The 24,699-nt window shown below is 40.7% G+C and carries 15 protein-coding genes and 1 pseudogene; 4 read left to right on the top strand and 12 right to left on the bottom strand.

Going from position 1 to position 24,699, the window contains the following annotated elements; translation table 11 throughout:
- Positions 1-136 precede the first annotated feature (136 nt).
- Positions 137-982: a MerR family transcriptional regulator gene (locus tag MUN87_RS19525; RefSeq protein ID WP_244743174.1), complete on the top strand. Its 846-nt coding sequence runs from the start codon at positions 137-139 to the stop codon at positions 980-982.
- 61 nt (positions 983-1,043) lie between these two features.
- A complete protein-coding gene (locus tag MUN87_RS19520) occupies positions 1,044-2,384 on the top strand; it encodes an MATE family efflux transporter (RefSeq protein WP_244743170.1) in 1,341 nt (446 codons plus the stop codon).
- 338 nt (positions 2,385-2,722) lie between these two features.
- Here the strand turns inward: MUN87_RS19520 and MUN87_RS19515 are convergent, their stop codons facing one another.
- Both MUN87_RS19515 and pelA read right to left on the bottom strand, forming a co-directional pair.
- The gene (locus MUN87_RS19515; RefSeq protein ID WP_244743166.1) at positions 2,723-8,350 is read right to left on the bottom strand and encodes a pectinesterase family protein; all 5,628 of its coding nucleotides are present in this window, start codon (positions 8,348-8,350) and stop codon (positions 2,723-2,725) included.
- Positions 8,351-8,480: 130 nt separating this feature from the next.
- Positions 8,481-11,939: a pectate lyase gene (pelA, locus tag MUN87_RS19510; protein WP_244743163.1), complete on the bottom strand. Its 3,459-nt coding sequence runs from the start codon at positions 11,937-11,939 to the stop codon at positions 8,481-8,483.
- Between the two features lie 422 nt (positions 11,940-12,361).
- Here pelA and brnQ point away from each other — a divergent pair, with 422 nt between their 5' ends.
- Positions 12,362-13,684, top strand: coding sequence for a branched-chain amino acid transport system II carrier protein (gene brnQ, locus MUN87_RS19505; protein ID WP_244743157.1), 1,323 nt, complete (start codon positions 12,362-12,364; stop codon positions 13,682-13,684).
- 184 nt (positions 13,685-13,868) lie between these two features.
- Here the strand turns inward: brnQ and MUN87_RS19500 are convergent, their stop codons facing one another.
- The 5 genes from MUN87_RS19500 to MUN87_RS19480 form a co-directional block, all read right to left on the bottom strand.
- Positions 13,869-15,656: a M20/M25/M40 family metallo-hydrolase gene (locus MUN87_RS19500; RefSeq protein ID WP_244743109.1), complete on the bottom strand. Its 1,788-nt coding sequence runs from the start codon at positions 15,654-15,656 to the stop codon at positions 13,869-13,871.
- Entirely contained in the window at positions 15,620-16,819 is a 1,200-nt protein-coding gene (locus tag MUN87_RS19495; protein ID WP_244743098.1) for an ornithine--oxo-acid transaminase, read from the bottom strand. The genes MUN87_RS19500 and MUN87_RS19495 overlap by 37 nt, the downstream gene beginning before the upstream one ends.
- Positions 16,820-16,890: 71 nt before the next feature.
- Positions 16,891-17,118, bottom strand: coding sequence for a hypothetical protein (locus MUN87_RS19490; RefSeq protein WP_244743095.1), 228 nt, complete (start codon positions 17,116-17,118; stop codon positions 16,891-16,893).
- Positions 17,119-17,542: 424 nt separating this feature from the next.
- Complete coding sequence (locus MUN87_RS19485; RefSeq protein ID WP_244743092.1) at positions 17,543-17,911, bottom strand: hypothetical protein; 369 nt, start codon at positions 17,909-17,911, stop codon at positions 17,543-17,545.
- Positions 17,912-18,102: 191 nt separating this feature from the next.
- Positions 18,103-18,849 carry an SDR family oxidoreductase gene (locus tag MUN87_RS19480; protein WP_244743090.1) on the bottom strand — a complete coding sequence of 249 codons (747 nt, stop codon included), beginning with the start codon at positions 18,847-18,849 and terminating at the stop codon, positions 18,103-18,105.
- 167 nt (positions 18,850-19,016) lie between these two features.
- Between MUN87_RS19480 and MUN87_RS19475 the strand changes: the two are divergent.
- Positions 19,017-20,172 (top strand): annotated as a pseudogene (locus MUN87_RS19475) (MFS transporter).
- A 15-nt stretch (positions 20,173-20,187) separates the two neighbouring features.
- Here MUN87_RS19475 and MUN87_RS19470 read toward each other — a convergent pair.
- The 5 genes from MUN87_RS19470 to MUN87_RS19450 all read right to left on the bottom strand — a co-directional run bounded on the left by MUN87_RS19470 (position 20,188) and on the right by MUN87_RS19450 (position 24,313).
- Entirely contained in the window at positions 20,188-20,883 is a 696-nt protein-coding gene (locus tag MUN87_RS19470) for a copper homeostasis protein CutC (protein ID WP_244743087.1), read from the bottom strand.
- Positions 20,884-20,916: 33 nt separating this feature from the next.
- Complete coding sequence (locus tag MUN87_RS19465) at positions 20,917-21,288, bottom strand: iron chaperone (protein WP_244743085.1); 372 nt, start codon at positions 21,286-21,288, stop codon at positions 20,917-20,919.
- A gap of 217 nt (positions 21,289-21,505) precedes the next feature.
- On the bottom strand, positions 21,506-22,786 hold the full coding sequence (locus MUN87_RS19460) for a TRAP transporter large permease (RefSeq protein WP_244743082.1): 1,281 nt from the start codon (positions 22,784-22,786) through the stop codon (positions 21,506-21,508).
- Positions 22,787-22,790: 4 nt separating this feature from the next.
- Complete coding sequence (locus tag MUN87_RS19455) at positions 22,791-23,288, bottom strand: TRAP transporter small permease (protein WP_244743080.1); 498 nt, start codon at positions 23,286-23,288, stop codon at positions 22,791-22,793.
- 29 nt (positions 23,289-23,317) lie between these two features.
- On the bottom strand, positions 23,318-24,313 hold the full coding sequence (locus tag MUN87_RS19450) for a TRAP transporter substrate-binding protein (RefSeq protein WP_244743077.1): 996 nt from the start codon (positions 24,311-24,313) through the stop codon (positions 23,318-23,320).
- Positions 24,314-24,699: the final 386 nt, after the last annotated feature.

The following is a 24,699-nucleotide window of genomic DNA, read 5'->3' as shown; positions in this document are numbered from 1 at the left end:
CTTGATTCATTATACGGAAAAGTAAGCTATTTTACTATATCCATTTCGCATTTTCATTTTACAATGTCGTGAACTCTGTATGTTATACTAATTAAATACTTCAATCTAGGTCAATTGCAGTCTATGGAGGTAAAAAATGAAAAATCAATTCCTTATTGGTGAACTTGCGAAGTTATTTCAGATCCCCACTTCTACTCTTCGGTATTATGATGAGATCGGTATTTTTCAACCAAAACACAAAGACCCCGACAGTATGTACCGCTATTACACCGTTGATCAATTTATCGTATTAGACACCATCATCTTTTTAAAAAATCAAGGTTTTTCTATCAAAGATATAAAACAGCATCTGGAGCATAGAAAACCGGAAAGCATTAAAAAATTATTAGAAAATAAACTGGATGAAGTCAAGAAGGAGATGGAGCGGTTAAATCAGGTATCCGCAAAAATCAACCATAAGATTTCTACCATTGATACCGGACTTTCTCTGGCTGCTAATCCTGTTTTAGAATTTAAGTGGTTCCCGGCAAGAACGATCTCATTTATCTATAATGATTCACCAATCAATTTACAAGAAGATTTCAATTCACTGTATGTAAGAGACTTAGAAGAGATTTCTACATCTGGTATCGGATATGAAGGCTATTTTACCGGCGATTTTGGTAACATTGTTGACTTACAAAGTCTTTATCAGGACAGAGAAGTTAAATATCGCGCAGTATTTGAAGTGCTTCCTGATGATAAGTATGGACACCGGATAAAACTATCCAAACTGAATGAAGGTACATATGCCTGCTATCCTCATTGTGGACCGTATGAAACCATTAAATCCACTTATTTATACGTGTTAGCAGAACTGGAGAAAGGTGACTACCACATTACGGGTGATCCTCTCGAAATCATTATGCTAGATGAATCGATCATCCAGGATGAACAATCATATGTTACTTGGATACAAATCCCAATAACTAAATCTTCTTGACCTTCAAGTTACTTGAAGCTTTATACTACCTCTTGTGACGAAAAATCAGGAGGTATGCTTCATGCACACTACACACGCTCATTTAAAAAATCAACCTGTGAAAAAGGTTTTTTTCGCATATTTCTTTCCGTCCATATTAGGTATGATGCTGATGTCAGCCAATATATTAATCGACGGAATATTCGTTGGTAACGGGGTCGGCCCAGAGGGAATTGCAGGGGTAAACCTGGCAATGCCGGTCTTCTCGCTATTATTTTCTATCGCCCTTTGGATCGGTGTCGGTGCTGGTACCATGTACTCGATCAACATCGGCAGCGAAGCAAAGGATAAAGCAAGCAGTATTTTTTCACTTGCAGTAATCAGTACATTGGTGCTGCTATTTTTTATTGGTCTAATTGGATACTTGAATGTTGAAAAAATTGCGCTTCTACTCGGAGCTAATCATGATACTTTATCTTACACAACGGACTATTTAACTATTCTGTTTCTATTCGGTTGGCTGATCGCTATACAGGAGCTGATTAGTATCTTTGTTCGAAATGATGGCAGTCCAAAATTATCAATGATTGCACTTGGTGTTACTGCCGTAGTAAATATCTTGCTGAATTACGTGATGATATTTGTATTAGATTTAGCGGTGTTTGGTGCTGCGCTAGCTACCGTCTTAGCCAGCGTCGTTGGTTTACTCGTTCTCTGCCTTCACTTCCTTAAAGCTACCACCTTGCGGAAAATAACTTTCCAATGGTGGTCATGGCGCTTGCTTGGTCGCATTTTCACAGTTGGATTTCCTAGTTTTCTCGCCGAAGCAGGTACGATGGTATTTGTAGCAGGTTATAATTTGGCGATCGTCCATTTATTAGGCACGACAGGTGTAGCGGCATTTTCTGTCATTAACTATTTACACGGTTTTATGTTCTTGTCATTTTTCGGCATTGAGTTAGCACTACAGCCAATGATCAGTTACTACTATGGAGCAAATGAAAAGAATCGTATAGAGGAAAGTTTGAAACTTGGTGAAAAAGCAGCTTTTACTTTAGGAGGCGTTCTTCTTGTTATCGGTTTGTTTGCTGCACCGGTACTCGTCTCTTTCTTCGGACTGGAGTCAGAAGAAGTACGCACATTGGCTGTTCAGGGAATCAGATTGTTTTTCATAGGCTATCTTTTTATTGGTTTCAATTTTGTCTATATGACCTACTTTCAATCAATTGGTCAAATTAAATCATCAATGACCATTGCGCTATTGAGAGGCTTTGTTATTCTGATACTTCTGTTATGGATTCTGCCGAAGATAATCGGTGTTGCTGGTGTCTGGTTGGCATTACCATTTGCAGAATTGATCGTAGCATTGCTGATTATTCTCTTTGCCAGGAAGCATGTGATAAGGGTGCGAACTGCAAAATAATGAAACAATGAAAAAAGGTGGTTGTTTTTTATCATAATGGCCGAACACAACACGGTGATTCATCCCGTGTTGTGTTCGGCCAGTTTCTTACTTAGTAAAGAAGACTGTTTAGCAGCTTTCTTATTTTTCAACAAAACGGTTAGATTCTAAGGTTGCCTTATCTCAAAAAATACTTCACTCTTTTTATGCACGTATTGTCGGCGGTTGAGTGCTTCTATCGGACAATTCCTCTACCTTTCAAACTCTCTTTGTCCGGTTGAGCGCTTCTATCGGACAATTCCTCTACCTTTCGAACTCTCTTTGTCCGGTCGAACATTGCTATTTGTGCAGATACTTCTTCACTTCCTTTTTCTAGTAGTCACTAGAACACTTCCAGCAATCAGAAGTAGCAACCCTGTTAACAAAAAGTTATAAAAGCCATTAAATGTATTTGGCAACTCGCCATCTGCTTCGTTCTGATCAGAATCAGTGCTGGTAGTTACATCTTCTTCATCTGGAGATGACTCTTCTTCATTGTCGGTATTAGTAGTAGCATCAGATCCATTTTCCTCTTCATCATTGGATTCATCTGTATTTTCATCCGTGGAATCATCTGCATCCTCTTCCTCAGCAGTAACGAATGATAATGAATAGGTTTGCGTAATACCATCCTCGGCTACTACTTCAATCAAGGTTTGCTCTGACATATCCGCCGCTTCCTTAACGCTGACGCTGCTTTGTTCACTTGCTGCATCAGCTGTCACATTCGGAATATCTGTTGTTCCTTCCGCTACTGTCACCTCATATTCCAGCTGCGTCGGGTCAAATGCTGACAATGCTTCCTCGTCAATCGAAATACCAGCTAATCCTGCATTACTATTGAAAAGGGTCTTATGTTCTACCGGATTCCAATCATCCTCACCTGCCAGCACTTTTTCCGGAGTATAGGCAGCTGCCTCCTCTGCCGTTAGCTGTTTAGACCATGAATATCGCGGTTCGGGATCTCCTCCTGGCCCACTGCTGGCAAATTCCGAATATCTCGCAGTCTCTTCGTTTGCCGGATCTCCCCAATTGTTCCAGCCGTTCGGTTTTATATGATTATCCATCCACGTATTGATATAGACAACGTTGGAAAAAGGGCGCCACGGTCTGCCAAGCTCTACTGCATCCTCCAGTCCTTCTGCTGCGGTTAGTTTACTATTATAGAAAACGTAGCCGGTTTTGCCTTCCTGTGTTGATGCGGCTGTCACATAACCAGAGTCTCTGCTATGAATCACAGATCGATCAAAAACAGCAGTCGCATCGCCGAAGATAAAGTCAACATCTCCGGAAATATAACTGTCTACATAATATTGTCTTACATCATCTGTCGCTAAAAGTGTATCCTGCCAACCAATCAATCTCACATTCCGATACACCTGACGATCTCCTCTCGCTGATAGAGCAAGCGCTTGTGACGTGTCGTTACCTGAATCATTTTCAATTGTTACGTTTTCAGCGACAAAATCATCACCTTGTGCAAGCATACTGTAGCTGTCAGAAGTTCCAATTTCATTTCCATCCGGGCCAATTGTTTTGGCATTGTCATCATATATTAACACTGTATCTTCTGGTTGTTCTCCTTTACCGATTAGACTAATTTTTGATTTCTCTCTGGAAATAACAATTTTCTCACGATACTCGCCACTCTTTACATTGATAACAGTTCTTGTTTCATTATTATCTGGAACCGCATCAATTGCAGCTTGCACGGTTTCATAGTCCCCAGATCCATCCTTCGCCACTGTTATTACTTCGGCTGCGGTACCTTTAATTTGTTCGGATGAGTAGCCTTGCCCTTGATCATTGACAGCATGCACAAGATAGTAATAATCGGTACCTGCAGAAAGATCTTCATCGACAAAAACAGGATCGGTGACATCTTCTGCTATTGTTTCAAACGGTTCGTCGGTAGTCGTTCGGCGTTTTACCACATATCCATCTGCGCTCTCTACAGCTTGCCATGATAATTGAAGTTTGCCATCATCCGGATTACTTATTTCAATTCCGACAGGCGCAGATGGTGTTCCATCATCTGCTTTAGGTTTGTTGACCACCACTTCACTCATTAAGCTTACGGTGTCATCATTTTTAGCTGTAACCCTATAGAAATACGGTTTACCATTCAGAAGATCTTGATCCGTATAGGATGGCTCAGTCACATTCGTAACCTTCTCAAAAGGACCATCATTGTCTTCCGCACGCTGTACCTCATATTCTGAAGCACCTTCCACTTCCTCCCAGTTAAGTGTTATCTCTTCATTGCCAGCTTCCGCTTTTAGCTCAGCAGGCGTTGTAAGCGCCGCAACAGGGGTTACTTCCTGCTGTTCAGAATTCAAGCTTTCTCCTCCCACATGTTTCGCAGCAATCACATAATAGTAGGTCGTACCATTCGTTAATCCACTATTCGTGTAGGAGGTTTTGGTATAATCCTCTGCTACGGTATCATACGGACCAGCCTGATTCGTTGCACGTTTAATTACATAAGAGGTGGCATGTTCTACCGCTTCCCAGCTAATATTTACCTGGGTATTCCTTGGCTGTACTGTAACACTTTCTGGTGCAGGGGGTACTTCTGGATTCGCCGTTGGTGTCACTTCTATTTCCTCCGAATTAGCACTCTCCCCATTCTCACTATTACTTGCAATCACGTAATAATACGATTTTCCATTAATCAGCTCAGAATCTGTAAATGAAGTATCAGTAATGTCTTCTGCTATCGTCGTGTACTCTCCACCACTTGTTTCACTTCGTTTGACATTATAGGAAGTAGCCCCATCGGTTACCTGCCAATTGAGTTGCACTTTCGTATCACCTACAATGGCGTCCAATCCTTCCGGCGCCTCTACTGGTTCAACAAAAACCTGGATATTATCAAAATAAATGTGTCCGCCACCACTACCAGGCGTTGCCGATGCAATCCGGGCAATTCCTTCTTCAGATAAATCATCGGAAAAGGCAATATCCTCTGCCACCAGTTGATCATTAATATAAATATCAGCTGTCGACGTTACTGCATTTGCAACTATTTTAAAATGGTACCACTCGTTATCTTCCGGGCGATCCGTCAATTTCGTATAAGCACCACTTTTTGAATAAACAAAGGTATATTCCTCTTCTCCTGCCGGCTTGCGTAATTCCAGTGAAACAGCCGTTTTATCTCCGTCTTCATTTTGCAAGCTGAAGAATCGGGAAGTACCTGCCATACTCGGCTGCATAAAGTCCATCTCCACAACAACTGTACCTTTTTGTGGCGCAAATTTTTTGGCAAAGGTTACGTTTGTTCCACCTTCATCATGGAGTTTCATTGCTTTTGCTGAGCTGTTTCCTGTCGAATCTTCTGGCACCTCTGCTACAATTGTTCGGTTAATATCGACTTGCGGATCCGGTCCAACGGTATAATCTGCCGGTGCCTGATTTATTGTTTGTTCTTCAAAATCATCATCTAAATAATATATGGTCTCAAGATCTCCTGTTGGAACAGCACTTACTTCTTGAGAAGGGAAACTCTCGCCGTCCTCATTACTCGCACTGATCACAAAGTAATATTCTTTGCCTGCCGTGAGATCTGACACCGTGTAATTAGTATCTTCGGTTTCCGTAACTGTTTGATAAGGACCTCCCGGAACTGTCGATTGTTTCACCTTGTATTGAGCAGCACCATCAACTTGATCCCAGCTCAACATCACTTGTTTATCACCGGCATTTGCTTCAATGTTTTTTGGTGTATCAGGAATGGCACTTGATAATTGTTGCAGTGACACATGAGAGAAACGGGATCTGTTCAACTTCTCAAAATGGTCATCCGGCTTGGCTGCATCTGCCATTAAACCAAAATAGACTGTATCGTCTACTGCCAATGTTTCTGTACCCAGCTTTGTCCATGATTCACCATCAGCCGATATCGAACTTGTGAACTGATCACCGATCCGAGTAATTTTCACCCAATATGGTGTATCTACTGCAATATCACTTGTTATGGCATTTAGATCTGCACCATTTTCGAAACGGGTTAATGTTTTTGCAGCTTTTCCACCTTTCACATACGATATTGCTGTTGTTAGCATAGGTGAGGATTCCGTTAAGTCCTCTCTTATCATTACACCAGCTTCTGCTTCATTGTCTGTACCGGTTATTTCTTCTACTTTGGCAACTATCTCACCATTTCCAGTCAACTCCTGATAGGCATAGTGGAAATGATCTGCTGATCCTGCCACATCGCCACTCGATTTAACGATGATTTCTTCGTCTTCGATTTCCGTATGACCAGCAATTCCCGGATTACCAATATCCGTGCTTGCCCATGGCGATATATCTTCGTTGGTATTGACATGAATGACAACATTACTAGAGTCTGTTGACGTGCCGGTGTCATCGATCGCTTTTGCAGTAAGATGGTGAGTCCCTTCAGGCAGGTCACTCCACTGATACGTATACGGTGCAGTACTATCTTCACCAAGCTTCTCACTTCCTTGATAGAAGACGACCGTTTCCACCGCACCATCACTGTCAGATGCATTCGCTTCTATTGTAATATCTGATCCTGTTTCATGGATGGTATTCATTGTCGGTGACTGAATCGATACAGTTGGATTCGCTGACCCGTTTGCTGCAATGCTATTTAAATAGTCTTCGAGATTCGTATAGCCATCTCCATCTGTATCATCATTTCGATCGGCCGGATCTGTTGCATCCAGACTATGCTCTTCCTCCCATTGATCTGGCATACCATCTTGATCCTCATCTGCTATATCTGATTCCACTTCGGCAAAATCGGGATAACCACCGACTTCATTCTGTGAATTAATAAAATGACCTGTTCCGTTCTCGACTTCATTAACGATCCTTGCATCGATCGCATCACGACGTGGCAATGTCGCGCCACTATTTGCTAACACATCCTGGTAAGCGTCCGTGGCACTTTGGTCTGGCAATGGGTTTTCCATTTCTTTTGGCGAATCGGAAACATTGACATCCGTATATGATCGGACCCCTTTCCAGTTATCCGCTGTTACTTCAGAAGACCCATCCATATAATTCCCGTTCAAGTACCAATTACTGTGCGGATCCATATCAGCGAATATTAATTGTCGTGAGCTGTCATACGTATTAACACCTGGTTTGTAATAGTTATCCGTAATATTATTTTGTCCATTCTCACCGCCATAGGAAGAGAATAATCCCCAGTTATAAATCACATTATTTTGAAAATCGACATGATCTACCAGACCATCCGGTAATGCTGGCTCTGTACCTGGAAAGCGTGGGTTACGACTAAAATTATGCGCAAAAAGGTTGTGATGAAAGGACGCATTATAGCCGCCCTGAATCCCACCATAGCCATGGCGACCCTTATGGTGTGCTGTCATTAACATACTTTCCGAAATAATCGAGTATTGTACAGTCGTATGCAGATTTGCATACAGAGAAAGTACTTCATCCACCGACCAGCTGAAAGAACTGTGATCAATGATGATATTCTCATGATAACGGCCACTTAAAGCATCTGCTTCAGCAAGATTCTTATCACCAAGGCGAAATCTCAAATAACGAATAATAATATTGTCTGCTTCGATTGTTACGTTATGGCCCACTAAACTAATCCCTTCTCCTGGAGCAGTCTGTCCTGCGATCGTTAGATTTTCCCCAGTCAGCTTTAACGTGGACTCCAAATCGATGGTTCCACCGACTTGAAAGATAATCGTGGTATTATCTCGCGAAACACCTTCACGTAATGAACCTGGTCCGGAATCATTTAAATTCGTGACATAATACACATCTCCGCCACGTCCACCAGTCGTATATTTCCCACCGCCTTCAGCTCCTGGAAAAGCTGGTGTCAATTGTTCTTCACTCTTCTCGGCTTTTGTACTCTCGGCAGTTGTTTGCACTGGCATCGATGGAAATACAAGTAAAAGGATAAGTAAGATGATTAATCCTTTTTTCATTCGGTAATCCTCCTTTTTGTGACCAAAACTTATATGGAAGGCTTGGCCATCTCGTCTAATAAGTTCATCTAACAAACAAACTAAGGTTATTCAGAAAAAGTCAGTACGATACTGACTTTTTCTGATTGATTTACTCATTCTTAACGGATTTTGTTCTTTTCCATTGATAGATGAAAATACCGACCCCAGCTAGTAAAATAACGCCGCCAAACATTAACCAGTTATACATATTGGTAGCTGTATCAGGGAGAGACTGCCCTTCTGATTCTTCCATGTTTGCGATGTTTTCCTCTTCTTCGTTGTTTTCATTTGTTTCTTCGTTATCGGTCTTATCTGAATTGTTGTCATTTCCTTCTTCATTCTCATCTGTGTCAGTCGTATTTCCATTGTCTTCTCCATTGGTATTTTCATTTTCATCGTCACCATCATCCGGATCCGGATCTGGATCTACCGACTCCGACTGTCCTTCAATTCGATGTAACGCATCCAGTTCTAATGTTTCTCCCGCTATATTCGTAGAATTCTCGCCTACTACTTTTACATAGGCACGATTTTCGAAGTAACCTGTAGTATTAGCCACTTGCAATAAGTCCGCGGCAAAATCACCAGCCCACATGTAGCTTGATCTGTTATCTTTGTCCAGATCCATAATATCGTGGGTAACCAGTTCGTTACTGCGCTGCGTAAATAATGGTTTATTCGTCCCAATTTCATAGAGTCGATACCAGTAAGAGCTGGAAGGGTCCTCGTAATAATATTGTTCATTCTCATCAAACCGTTCAAATCGATAGCCCTCTACCTCTACTTCATCAAACCAGTTCAACGCGCCTTCAACAGCTGTCTGCACCGCTGGCGTTTGATCTGGTAATGCCATTAAATATTGCACAATACTGACAGACTCAAAGCCCGATATCGATGGAATTTCGAAGGCTCTGCCTGTTACCGGCTCGTAAGTAAAAGGGTCATGCTGTTGGCCCCATGCCGTCAGCTCTCCATCTACTTTGATTTGTGCGTTCACTAGATAATCTGTCGCCAAATTTACAGATGCCTGGATTTCTGTCGCTAAATCAGCACTGATAATATCTGAATTAAATGGGTATTGTTTCTCTGCCATTAACGTCATCGCGTTTAATGTGCGAATCATCGCATTATCATTAAATGTCACATTATCCTGATAGCTTCCGTTTAATGGATAGGCCTGTGCAAAACCACCTGTTTCATACTGTAAATTTTGCAAGAATTCAATCCCTTTTAAAACCGATTCTTTATACCTTTCATAACCTGTTTCTTTGTACATCAAGGCCAGGAACAAAATTTCATCAATGGTCGCATTGTTATCAATCGTTCCTGTTTCCATGTCTGCACTAAACGAATACGATTCAGATCGTGGTTCTTCACCATCCCATGGCCGGGTGAATAACGTGTCTGATTTATTTTTATCCCATCCCCCGTGCTCAATCTGCCATGTTAACAGGTTATCTGCCTGCGTAATCGATTCTTCCAGATTATCGGAATAATAATCTGCCTTTAAATACGGCACATGATGAGGATCTTCACTCACTTCTCTTTCAAGTGCTCCATCCAATCCAAAAGCTTCTTCAGTCTCGTAAATCACTACTGTTTGACCAGCTTCGTTCTCTTCAACCGTAGTACCGGTTATGGTGAAATTCGCCTCAAGATCAGGATTTAAGCTCTCCCATTTCCCTGTCGCCTCCAGTAATTCAAGGTCATTTGGATCGAAATTGGCGACCTTACCATTAAAGGTCACTTTGACGGCATGGCGATCAAGTACTTCTGCGCTTATAATTTTAATTGGACCTGGCGCCACGGTTTCTGGATCCGGTAATACCGTTAACTGAATTTGTTTTGATTTATTCCCGGCTTGATCAATACCTACAATCGTAATCGTATTTTTTTCTCCATTAGTAAGCTCCAATTTCGTCTCGAATGAAAGGTCTTCTTTTACTTCAACTTCCTTCCCATTAATCAACACCGTACCTGCTTCATTCATCGTACCTGAAACCGGATAGGGATTATAAACAGTTTGGTAGTAATCCCCTTTGTCCTCTCCTACTGCATCATCTACTGTTACGATTGGTGGCTCTTCTTCATAGGTGACGGTTAGTTCCACTGGTTCTGCCGCTTCCCCATCTTCATTTACAGCTTCGATGGTAATGCTGTTTTCCCCTTCGGCAAGCTCAATTATGTGGTTAAAAGTAAGATCAGTTACTTCTACTTGCTCCCCATTAATCGAAACCGTGCTCGGTTGATCAACTTTTCCTGTAATCGTATACATTTTTTCATTTATAGAAGAAGGCAGTTCATCCAGCTCGATGACCGGACTTGTATTGACCGGTGTAACTGAAACGGATTGTGAATGAACACTGGTTGCGACATCATTCCCTGCCGTAACAACATAGAAATACGTTTCTCCGTTTGTAAGATCTGTATCGGTATAAGTAGTCTCTGACAGATTGTTTGCTATTAATTCATACGCATCTGGCTGATCCACTGCACTTCGCAGCACATCATAGGAAGTTGCAGCTTCAACAGCCTCCCAATTAAGCGTGACTTCACCATTACCTGCTGCAGCTTGTAAGCCCGTTGGAGCTGCTAATGCTTCTACCGGTGTCGCGTGGATTTCTTCTGTTATATCACTTTCACCTTCATCAGATATGAGTGAAAGAACATAATAATAGGTAGTGCCGTTTTCCACCTCACTATCCGTATAAGAAGTAGTGTCTAGTCCAGATGCAACCGTCTCATACGGTCCCCCTGCTGTTTCACTTCGTTTTAATGTAAAGGTTTTGGCTGATTCATCTGTATCAAGTGCCCATTCAACAGATGCATCAAATAGCTTCCAGCCTGCTTCTGTCATGTAGTCCTCTTGGTCTTTAAATAAAAAAGTGGAAACACGACGAGCTGGAATGGTGTCGCCATTGACACGTTTGTCCCCTTTTTCGTACGCAAAAATAGTAGCTTTTTCCTGATCTCCAGCTACGGTTGCAATCACGTCTGCATCTTCACCTGGCGTACCAAAATTGACTTTCCCTGCCTGGTTATAAACTTCTACAGCGTCTGTAAGTCCTGCCGCCAAGGGATGATCGCTGTTTTGAATAGAAATGGAGGTTTGGCCGTCAATATCCCCAGAATCACCAGATGCTGCACTGCTTAAATGCACATTATCTACGACCCATCCTTTCGCATAGATAACAGGAATCTCTACGTTCATGAACTTTTGGCCAATATCTGCAGAACCGCCGGATTCACCGACAAAGACGATGTCATGCCCCTCGGCATCTTCTGTTACCGCTTCTTCCGCTCGTACCAGTTCAATGTTGTTAAATCCCAGTGTTTCTAAATGGGCAATCGTTTTGTGATCCGCTGGAACGTCATTACCTATGTATAGTAATGATTTGCCGCTGCCAACAGAACGATTCCAGCTCAATGATACTTGCCCATCGCCCGCATTTGCCGCGAGTCCTGTTGGCGCATTTGAAGATGCTGCACCGGAGACGATCAATGGACTAACAGGTATTGTTGTAAAGGTAATAAGCAATACTAAAAATGATAGTAATAATTTCTTCACTTAAACGTATCCTCCTCTTTTATAAGAATGAAAACAACTTAAGATGCGGGTTTCTTTGCTTGAAGTGTTCTGTGGATAATAGAAATGATGGTCTAGTTGGTGTCACGCTTTTTAGTTTTTACAAAGGGCTCTTTCACCTCCTACTATTACTTTCATTCTAACAATGATTAGATTACATTTTTTTATATCAACGAATAAAACCCTTACATTTTTGTATCGAAAAGATCTATCTTAAGGTTTAAAAATAGGACTTCCATCACAGGAAGTATTACGGTCGGTTAGCGCCGTGATAAGTTGGTTCGTACGTTGTTTAGATTTACCATAAGAATATTTGTGAAAATAATTGCTTTTCAGATTATTCCATGATATTCTGTTAATATTTTGACGAAGAATGTCGATTTTGGAGAATACGGAGGTTTAGTATGTCATCACGAAATTCAATGGGGATCATAACAGTAGGCTTTATGTTATTTGCGCTGTTTTTTGGTGCGGGAAATCTGATTTTTCCAGCACAAATAGGACAAGCCGCTGGTGACCATCTTTTCACAGCGAACTTAGGATTTATCATTACAGGAGTTGGTTTACCAGTATTAGGAGTACTGGCTCTAGCGATTTCAGGAAAAAACGATCTCCAAACGTTAGCAAGTCAAGTGCATCCTCTCTATGGCATTATTTTTACGGTCGCTCTTTATTTAACAATTGGACCGTTATTTGCTTTACCTAGAACGAATACAGTGGCATATGAAATAGGGGTATCACCTTTTTTTGCAAATCAATCCAATGACATAGTGTTATTGATTTTTACAGTTGTTTTCTTTGGTTTATCGTTATTTTTGGCCTTACAGTCAAGTAAAATTGTCGATATTATCGGAAAAGTGCTGACCCCTTTACTATTAATTGTAATTGCGTTATTAATCATTGCAGCATTCATTAATCCTATCGGAGGAATCCAGGAACCTACGGAAGCCTATACAGTCAACAGTTTCTTTAAAGGATTTCAGGAAGGTTATTTAACCATGGATATGCTGGCAGCGTTTGTGTTCGGAATTATTATTATTAACGCCGTCAAAGATCTTGGTTATCATTCAAAAAAACAGATGATGATGTCTACAATGAAAGCAGCACTAATAGCAGCAGTATTGCTAGCTATCGTCTATTCATCACTTGCCTATGTAGGTGCAATAAGTGTCAATGAAATTGGCTACGTGGATAATGGTGGTACCATTTTAGCCGCTTCATCGGAGTTTTATTTTGGGTCATTTGGTAAAATCATTCTCGGGTTTATTGTAATAGGAGCTTGTTTAACAACAAGTATCGGGTTGATCACATCCTGTGCATCTTATTTCCATAAAATCATCCCAAAATTGTCGTATAAATTATGGGCTGTTATTTTTACCGTCGTCAGTGCTGTCATCTCGAACTTCGGCTTAACAACGATTATTGAATTTTCAGTGCCTGTGTTATCGATGTTGTATCCTTTAGCAATGTGTTTATTGGTATTAACTTTATTACACCCGCTGTACAAAGGAAGAAAAGAGGTTTATCAAATCAGTATTTTGTTTACCTTTGTCATTGCGTTAGTAGACGGATTGAAAGCAGCAGGAATCCATATAGAATCAGTAGACAAGTTATTCACGTCTGTCCTTCCACTTTACACTGTTGGTTTAGGATGGATAATACCTGCCATCGCAGGGGGACTGATTGGCTTTGTTTGGAGTCGTTTCAGGAAAGATTCAACAGCTTAATATGGTAAAAGCCAGGTGATGTCACCTGGCTTTTTTATCGGGCAAGTAGTACAGTCACTGCAGTGATCATAATGAACATGAATTGTAGTTACTAATGGCCGGAGCGGTATCCCCGCACTAAAAACATGTCAAAATGACTTCTCGACTGGTTGACACAATCCCAATTTAAACCGTGCGGGGGTTCTTACTGGTTTAGAGACAATGTCATCTGAATCGCTTGTTTTAACACGTATGGGGCTACGTTTGCTGAGTATTGCACATCCAAGCGTTCCGTTCGTTTATGTGCATCCTTGCCGTATGGCCCTACGTTAATGGTCGGTACATCAAGCGCAGCAATCTGCTCGACAGGTATCGAATAAGTCTTGCCCCATAATGGCATGTTTGCCTCAAGTGTTGGTAAGACTTGCCCAATATTTGCAATTCTGCAGTAGCTGACATCAGATAGCCCTGTGAAAAATTGCTTGGACAGTATCGTTTCTTCCCGCTCACGATTATGCTGTTCTATCAACTTATCTACAATTTTGGCTATTTTTTGGTCAACTGCTTTCGTCCTATCCAGACCCACGTGGGGATAATAAGGTGGTGCGAGCATCATAACAAAAAATGGTGCCCGATCAACGAAAAACTCACAGACTACTTCCGCTACTGCAATCGTTATTTCTCTGTCGTCATATCCTTTATCCTGACTGACGTGAATGGTTTCTTGAATCGTTTCTTCAAAATGAATCCCAAATTGCTGCACGCCCAGTTGGTATAATTCTTGAAATTCATAGACTACCGGTTGTTTCACATTATAGAAGTGGCGTCTTTCTCCTTGTTTAAATTTGTTGTACTGCAGTAAGGCATTCTCATGCAATTGCTCAGCAGCAGATTCGACGACTGCCTTAAGCTTGTTTAAAACTGTTAAAGGTGTTTGTTCAAGTGTCAAAATGTTGTAGATGGCATAGGCCATTCCAATGGTTTGCACGTCATATCTTTTCTTCAAATCTCTCATTTGCAAGCAAGTAGGTGGCGGGTTACTTTCCCCTTTAATTGTTTCAGTGAAAAGCTCCGACCATTCCATTTGTTGTACCACTTCCGTTAGCATCCATCCCGCATTCATGCCCTCCAGAGGCTCGCCTACATGTGTTTCTTTTCCAACACTCATCACAATCGGCAGCACTTTTCCAACCGAACCTTTATACACATATTTGGACCTGTCTCCAGGATAAGCGGCGAAGTTCGGTTCTGAGCAAATACATAGTTCATACGTTAGTTGATGCTCTCGCTTTACCCGGTTTAAAAAGGGGACAGATGCCAACATACCTTTTGAGTTGGTTTCTTCATCTGGTGTTGCAAGCAACAAAATATTTCCATCAAAATCCTTTTGTTGAGACAACTCGTGAAGCACTGCTAATTGAATGGCAAGCCCTGCTTTCATATCCATAATTCCGCGTCCAAACAGCCAATGCTCACTAAGTAAGTCTTTTTTTACTTCTTCAGTTAATGTATCGATATACTGATCACGCAATATTTTCTTTAATGTAACAGGATCAAACGCATAATCTTTTAAATTCCCGTAATCTTCTACACCAACGACATCATAGTGGCTAAGTAAAATAATTGTTTTGTTTGAATCGCCATTCCCTTTCAACAACCCAGCAACAGAAAAGCGGGATAATGGATCATTTTCAAGTGGAACTCTATATAGATGACCGGGATTAGCTTTGAAGTATGTCATCTCTGCTAAGATAGAAAAAATTTCATTACCCATCTGATTTTCCCCATCCGTATTCGTAATACTTGGGACGTTCACTAATCTTATTATCAAATCGGGAATCGATTGTATGGTATCTTTTACAACCTCCATCATGTCACCCCATTTTTCTATTTTGTACATTGTACTGCTTGCCTCTAGGAAAGAAAAGGAGCTTGACGTTTTATCTGACGTTGTTTTTAAGCGAATACTCGTTTTATCCGATCGATTGCCCATTCTAATTCCTTTTCTGTAATCACTAATGGCGGAGCAAACCGAATAACATTTTCATGTGTTTCTTTACACAGCACACCTTGCTCCTTCAACTGTTCACAGTATGGGCGTGCGCTTGTGTACAATTCCACTCCAATAAATAACCCTTTACCACGAACTTCTTTAATCGCAGGATGCTCAATTTGCTTTAATTGTTGCAAAAGATACTCCCCTTGCTCTAATGACTGTGCTGCTAGTTGCTCCTCCTCAATTACTTGCAGGGAAGCAATCGCCACCGCACAAGCTAAAGGATTGCCACCAAACGTGGAGCCATGTGAACCCGGATTAAACACCCGCATAATGTGTTGATCTGCTGCTATACAAGAGATCGGCATAACGCCACCTCCAAGTGCCTTTCCAAGCAGATACATATCGGGCCTTACTTCCTCCCAATCACAGGCGAATACTTTTCCGGTACGCCCAAGACCTGTCTGCACTTCATCGGCAATCCACAAAATACCGGCGCTTCGACATATGTCCTGCACTTCTTTTAAATAACCAGCTGGCGGAATAATAATTCCTGCTTCACCTTGGATCGGTTCCATCAAAAAAGCAGCAGTATTAGGAGTTATCGCCGCTCGTAACGCCTCGATATCTCCAAATGGAATCAGCCTCAGGCCCGGTAACATTGGACCGAAATCTCGCCGATTCTCTGATTCCGATGATAACGATACAGCCGTCATCGTCCTGCCATGGAAGTTCCCTTCACATGCTATGATTTCTGCTTGATCTGCTTGAATTCCTTTTGTTTCATAAGCCCAACGTCTAGCGGTTTTAACTGCTGTTTCCACCGCTTCAGCACCGGTATTCATCGGCAGTACCTTTTCTTTTCCAGTTATCTCTGCCACTTTCTGAAAAAAATAACCAAGCTGATCATGGTGAAACGCACGTGACGTCAGAGTCACCCTATCCGCTTGTTCCTTTAATGCTTTTATAATCTTAAGATGTCGATGCCCCTGATTAACAGCAGAATAACCACTTAACATATCCAAATAATCGTTGCCCTCCAAATCCTTCACCCAGACACCCTTTGCTTCGGCAATAACAACTGGAAGTGGATGGTAATTATTTGCTCCATATTTAGACGTCTGTACAAGGATGTTTTGCGAATCATTTTTATCCGCCATCTTCATATCTCCTTCAGGTAATTTTATAAGGAACTATATACTATGCAGGAACTGGGCAGGCGGTTAACACTTTAAGGAAGAGAGGCAATGAGGCAATTAACTTTCCATACAAAAACTCCATCCTGCACCTGAAATTTTGTTGCTTTCATTAGCTGCTGTGATAAATCTTTGCTTACTTCTTTGGGCTTTTGGTTCAATTCCATTATCGCTACAAATCTTTGGTTGCCTTTCTCGCTAAACGATACAAATCTAGGGCGACTGCTTCCCACTTTTGGTTCCTTTCCTGCTAAACGATACAAATCTAGGACGACTGCTCTCCACTTTTGGTTCTTTTCCTGCTAAACGATACAAATCTAGGACGACTCCTTCCCACTTTTGGTTCCTTTCCTGCTAAACGATACAAATCTAGGACGACTGCTCTCCACTTTTGGTTCCTTTCCTGCTAAACGACACAAATCTAGGACGACTCCTTCCCACTTTTGGTTCCTTTCTCGCTATACGATACAAATCTAGGACGACTGCTCTCCACTTTTGGTCCCTTTCCCACTATCGTTAGAAGTTACCTCCCCTATATTTCCATGTGTCCCCTAATACAAAAAATAGTAGAACCGCATGAACTAAAAGGTTTCATGCGGTTCTACTATTTTTCATACTGACAACATATCGGATTTTATTAATACTGTGTCTTCCAGCCCCAAAGGAATTTATTTAGATCAAGTTGCCTTACACTTCAATAATTTCATAGTTTGCTAAATCAGCTTTTTCTGCCACACGTTCTAATTGCTGTCTGATTTCGAAGTTATCACTGATTAGAAATTCTATTTTTTTAAATTCGGATGCTTTGTACATTTTAAATGAATGCGTTAGTCTCGGAAGCATATTGTCATTCACAATGTCTAAATCTATGCATTCTATTTCCAACAAGTATTCAATCGTTGAAATAGAGCCAATTTTTTGTTGGTAATCGTATTGGAATTGCTCTGCCTTTTCGGGAGTAAATGTACCAGCAACATTCATGTATACTTTTTTCTTTACCGGTTGAACATCAATGACATACCCACCATTTTCAGTCATTTTTTCGATCTTTGCCATTGGAATCTATCCTTTCTGATAGTGAAAAGAGCCTGATTATAATGTTTGTAAAATCAGCAGGCTCCAAATAATAGGTATAAAAGACCACTCAACTATACAATACCACCACAATATTAGCAAGTATTACCATTGTTTTTTTACACAAAAGAGCGGACAACTAATTATGCCCGCTCTGCTTAGTTTCTATTTATTTATCCTTGATTGGTTGGCTTCACTATAATTTCACTGACATCCACATTTTGCGGTTGGTTGACAGCATAATAGACTGCCTCGCCAATATCAGCACTGTCAAGAGATGTAATACCTTCAAAAAAGCCGTCCTTCAGCATACTTTTTACATCTTCATCGGAAATAGTATCCAATAGCTCTGTCTCCACAACACCTGGTGATATGGTAGTAGTACGCACATTACTCTTGGCAATTTCTTTTGATAAACCTTCCATAATTACTCGAGCGGCGAATTTCGTACCACAATAGACCGCTCCAGAAGGCATGACCTCATGTCCTGCGATAGAGGAGGTCGTGAGAATGTGTCCTTCATTTCTCTCGAGCATATGTGGTAAGACGGCTGCAATACCATATAAAACACCTTTTATATTGACATCTACCATTTGATCCCATTCATCTACCTTCTTGTTTTTCATAAAGCTAAGTGGCATGAGTCCGGCATTATTAAACAGCACATCTACTTGATTAAATTCATCAATTGCAAATTGAATTAAATCTTCCATTTCTTGCTGTGACGTTACATCTGTTGTTTTTATCTTAATATCTCCTGAGTACTGTCGTAAGCGATCTTGAATTTCAGCCAATTTATCCTCTCTTCTTGCTGCAAGAACAACATTCGCACCTTCTTTGACAAAGCGTTCTGCTGTCGCTTCACCAATTCCACTGCTTGCTCCTGTAATCACTACAGATTTGCCTTTCCAATTCGCCATTCTAACAATCCTCCAATTTATAGTTTCATTAGGCTTCTATTGGTGTTATTCACTGGGAATACTTTTATTAAACTTATTTTATCTAGTCTCCTGAATCAAATCATGTGTCCTCTCCTCCATAATGCTGTATCATAAGGAACGTCAATCAAGGAAAGTGGTGGTTTTACATGTCGCAACTTAGAATTAACAGATTCCGTTTTTGGATTTTAGTAAGTATTGTAGCTGTTTCCGGCTTTAGTCAAGGGATGCTGTTGCTTAGCTGTTATTTTTGAAAATAGTGGTGTTTCTTCCTTTTTAAACGGATTAAATGCTACCGCTTTATACATCGGTATTTTGCTGGCATCACCATTTATGGAACATCCCTTACGAAAATACGGATATAAACCGATTATCGTTTGTGGCGGTTTATTGGTACTCGTTTCCCTTGCGTTATTTCCACTTTGGAAAACATTCTGGTTCTGGTTTTTCTTAAGGCTTTTGATCGGTATTGGCGATCATGCACTGAATTTTGGGGCACAGACCTGGATTACCCATTTCTCACCGGAACACAAAAGAGGAAGAAACATTGCACTGTATGGATTATTCTTTGGAATTGGTTTCGCAGTGGGGCCGTTATTGGTGCCGTTAGTAGACATTAATGAGAACCTGCCATTTATCCTTTCTTCCGTCCTAAGTTTAATGGGATGGTTATGTTTACTCACTCTGACAAATGAATTTCCTGAACAGGACATGGAGATGAATCATTGGGGAGAATCGTTTTACCGGTTTGCAAAAGCATGGAAAATAGCATGGGTTGCATTCTTGCCACCTTTAGCATACGGTTTTCTTGAAACGTCTTTGAATGGGAGTTTTCCCATATATGCATTACGTATTGGCTTAGATGTACATAACGTTTCTACCTTATTGGTGGCGTTTGCTCTAGGCGGGATCGTTTTTCAGCTTCCTCTGGGGATGATCAGTGATAAGCTCGGCAGAAATAACGTATTACTTGGTGCGCTCTTCATTGGCTTTGTGTTCTTTTCATTGGCAGCCATGCTGGAAGACTCCTTTATCAGTCTGCTTGTATGTCTATTTATTGCAGGTATGTTTGTTGGTTCTACCTTTTCACTGGGGATCTCTTATATGACTGATTTAATGCCGAAAAATTTACTGCCAACAGGTAACCTCTTATGCGGTGTATGTTTTAGCTTTGGAAGTTTAATCGGGCCATCCATTGGGGGACTGGCGATTGAAACCCTTCATTCGATCAGTTTTTTCAGCATTATCAGCCTGTTATTTTTCGTTGTCTTTTTGTTAACACTGTATAAACGGATAAAAACTTAACAGTGTTAACAAAAATTAATGCGTCGCTTTGAAATCGGTTAATGCTTGTACAGCCGCTTCATTAAAAGACTGTTGAAAGGACCGCTGCTTTCTGATCGAACTGCCAAAGTGATACTGCGACGCATTAACACTATCATGAATGGCTGCAATATTATCTGGAGAAAGTCCAGATCCCGGCATGATTTGCGGCCCATTTTCTTGCTTGGAAAGTGCCAACAGTTCGCGCAATTGACTCAATCCTGCCGAGCAATTGGCTTCCCCCCCAGAAGTTAATATTCTTTTTATATGTGGATAATATTTTGTTAGTGTCAAATAAGCTTCCCTCTGTGATCGAACAGCATCAAAGGCACGATGGAATGTGATATCAATCGTTGAAAAACGAGTGACGACTTCCTCTAATAAACGTTCATCAATCGTGTCGTCCTCTGTTAATCCACCAATGACAATTCCTTTTCCACCAAGACTGACTACATGATCAATATCTTCCAGCATAATTGCTTTGTCCGCGCTTGAGTAGTGAAAATGGTCGCTGTGCGGGCGAATCATGACTTGAACAGGAATCGATACACTTTGCAAAACTTCTTTTAACGCACCATGACTTGGCGTTAATCCCCCTTCACTAATCGCCGAGACAAGCTCAAGCCGATCAGCACCCAATTCTTGCGCGCGAGCAGCTTCTTCTCCATTTTGCACGATAAATTCTACTAACATTGTGTACACTCCTTCCTCTTTTGTTTTCTCTGTTTACTTACGCCAAAAGGTAGAACAATCGGCTTTATCTACTATGTTAAACTCAATCATTTTCTCTAGTAATCCATAATCAACCGGCTGGTTCCACTTAATTCGGATCAACTCCTTCGTGTGGTCATAACGAGACGCTTCAATATCATTAGCAAAATGGATCATGGCCGCTCGCTCCGGTGCTACCGCTAAATGATGTTTGGCGACACTAAACCCAATAATAAAAGTATCGTGATCGGTAAACATCGGTTGATTCCACTTCACAACCGGTGCTAAATGTGGAAATTTCTCCGGTATCCACTTTAATAATTCTTCCGTTCTTTCGCGATAATCAGGGTTGTCTATTTTCGATAAAAAGTCGGCAAATAATTCCATATTGTTTCCTCCTTAAATTAAGAAATCTCTCACTTTCTATCTTAATATATATCTCATTTTAATTCACCTTGAATGAGACAAAGCGATACAGAATGTAACAGGCATTGATTGAGTATCAGCATACCTTTATAACATAAAGAAAGCTGGCATACACGACTATTCTTAAAATTCGTGCATGACAGCTTAGAATAAATCTTTCGCCTACCCTCACTTTTATTTAAACCCCCAACAAATGCGGTAAAAATAAAGTCAAGCTTGGAAAGTATGCGATGATTAATAACGCCACGATCATTACAATATAAAATGGGAGCATCCCTTTGGTTGCTTCTTCTATCGATAGTTTCCCGATTGCTGAACCTACGAAGAGAACGGAGCCTACAGGTGGCGTTACTAAACCTACTCCTAACGCCAGCATTAATACCACACCAAAGTGGATAGGGTCCATGCCTATATTTGTAGCAACTGGTAACAGAATAGGCGTGATAATCAGTATTAGTGGCGCCATATCCATTATCATCCCAAGTACTAACATAATAATAAGAATCATCAGCAAAGTAATAGCCGGATTCGGTGAGAAATTAATTAAGCCATTGGAAACAATCGATGGCACTTCGAGCAATGCTAATAACCAGCCAAACCCTGTGGATGCACCGATCAAAAATAACACCATCGCTAACGTCTTAAACGTTCTTTGTAAAATAACTCCCATTCTCGATATCTTAATATCCCGGTACACAAAAAAAGTAATGAAAAAAGCGTACAAAACAGCAATAGCAGCAGATTCAGTAGCAGTAAAGATCCCCGTTAAAATTCCGCCGATGATAATCACGATTGTAAAGATACCTAATAACCCTTCGCGGACAATTTTTGGCACTTCTTCGCGACTGATTACCTCACCACGGGCATAATTTTTCTTCGCCGCAATCAGATAGGTCAACACCATGATCACTAATCCTAATAATAAGCCAGGTACAAGACCTCCCATAAAAAGGCCGCCAATGGAAACCCCACCTGCAACGGTCGAGTAAATAATCATATTATGACTTGGAGGTATTAGTACACCTTGCACTGAGCTGGAAATCGTAACTGCAATCGAATAGTCGGTATCATACTTCTGTTTTTTCATGATCGGAATTAATACAGAACCTAACGAAGACGTATCCGCAAGAGCTGAGCCAGATATACCACCAAAGAAGCTGCTGGCCAGTACATTGACCATGGCAAGTCCACCTCTGATTTTTCCAATCATAACATTTGCTAAATTTATTAACCGTTTCGAAATCCCGCCTTCATTCATGATTTCGCCAGCCAGAATAAAGAAAGGAATAGCCAGTAATGAAAAAGAATTCAAGCCTGATGCCATCTGTTGAATAATTGCTGCAGGGCTGATCCCCATATAAATGCCTGTACCAATCGACGCAATAGCAAGGGAGAGTGCGATTGGTATTCTAAGCAGCAACAGTAATATGAAACCACCAATCAAAAATAATATCTCCATCTTCTCACCCCTCCATTGCATCGTCATATTCCTGATGCAGTCCTTTGGTAAATAACAACTCAACTCCATTAATCGTGACGAAAATTCCGGCCACTGGAACAGCAGCATATAAAAAGCTAGAGGAAATCCCCAGCCCTGCCATCGTTGAATAATTCATCAGCAACATAAATTCTGTGCCAAAATAGATTAACACCATACCAAAAATAATAATTAATACTTTTGTCATGTATTCTATGAAACTTTTTGTTCTATCATTAAAGCGCTTCACAAATAATCCGACTGCAATATGCAGTTTTTCTTTAAAACCGTAAGCGATCCCGAGAAAACTGATCCAAACAAATAATAAACGTGCAAGTTCCTCTGACCATGCGGGAGTAAAATCCAAAAATGTTCGAGTAAATATTTGCAATAGTATCGTTAAGACTATGATGCCAATTAACGTTACCGAGAGACCGAGTAATACATGATCCATGACCTGCTTTGCTTTTTTTAGTGTTTTCATCCTACTCCTCCTTCATAGATGTCAATTACTTATTCATCCTCTGTTAATCTCTCAATCCACTTACGATATGTGTCACCATATTTATCATAAACAGGTTGCACCGCTTCCCGCCATTCACTTACATCATCGACTTCAATCAGCTCACTGCCAGCTGCGGTTACTTTTTCTTTAGAGACTTCTGTTAGCTGATCCCATGCCTCACGCTGCACTTCGATTGATTCCATCGCGGCTTCTTTAAATATTGCCTGATCTTCTTCACTTAGCTGATCCCACGTTTCTTGTGAGGATAAAAGAACTTCAGGTGCTCCCTGAAAACCATTTACCGTATAATACTTCGCGACATTATAATGACTGGAGGTGTAGTAGCTTGGGAAATTATTCTCCGCTCCATCAATCACACCATTTTGCAGTGAAGAATATACTTCACCATAATCCATTGGCGTCGCTGATGCTCCCAGTGACTCGACAATATCTATTGCCAATTCAGAGGATTGTACGCGAATCTTTAAGCCTTTCATATCTTCAGGTGACTTAATCGGCCTTACCGTGTTATAAAAACTTCTTTCACCAGAGTCATAGAATGCCAGACCAACTAATTTGGTTCCTGAAAACGTATTCAAAAGATCGTTTCCTACATCCCCTGTTAACTTATCCCATTTTTCCTTTTCGTCTTCAAAAAGAAACGGCATAGCTAACACACCTATTTGATCATTAAATTCCGTTAAAGGGATCGTATTTGATCGGACAAAATCAATCGCCCCTAACTGTGTAAGCTCAACTGCCCTCTTCTCATCACCTAACTGACCACCATGATATACTTTGATTTTATATCTTCCATCCGTTTTTTCCTCGACCAATCTTGCAAACTCTTTTGCCCCGATAGTGGTTGGATAATCAGCAGGCTGGTTTTCAGCCAAAATTAAAGTCGTTGTCCCATCTGCATTAACAGAATATTCACTGCATCCCGCTAACAAAAAAGTTGTGATACAAACTATCCAAAATAATGATATCGCTTTCTTTTTCATGTAGTCTCACTCCTAATTATGCTGTTGAAATCAAACTGTGTAGCTATTCATTCAAAATCTCAATAGAAAAGGAACAAAAGAATCATTTTTGTAAGCGTTAACTTTTCTAGTTTTACAATAACAACGTTGTTATTGTAAATGTTAAATTAAAAAGTAATGAAAATCAAGATGAATCTATTGATGAAGACGGAAATGGTTTTAAAGTAATAGAGTGAAAATAAAAAGACAGTTCTTCTGTACCACTGGAAATCTTCAGAGACCCGGCAAAACCAGATATGAAGACATCCCTGATATTGAGCAGATCACCTGCATATTGAAACTTCGCACTGTAAAATCATTAAGAAAATGGATAACTATAATCAATCGAATACCAACCAGCACTTTAA

Source organism: Gracilibacillus salinarum (assembly GCF_022919575.1).
Classification (GTDB): domain Bacteria; phylum Bacillota; class Bacilli; order Bacillales; family Amphibacillaceae; genus Gracilibacillus; species Gracilibacillus salinarum.
This window is presented reverse-complemented; position numbering and strand designations above follow the sequence as displayed.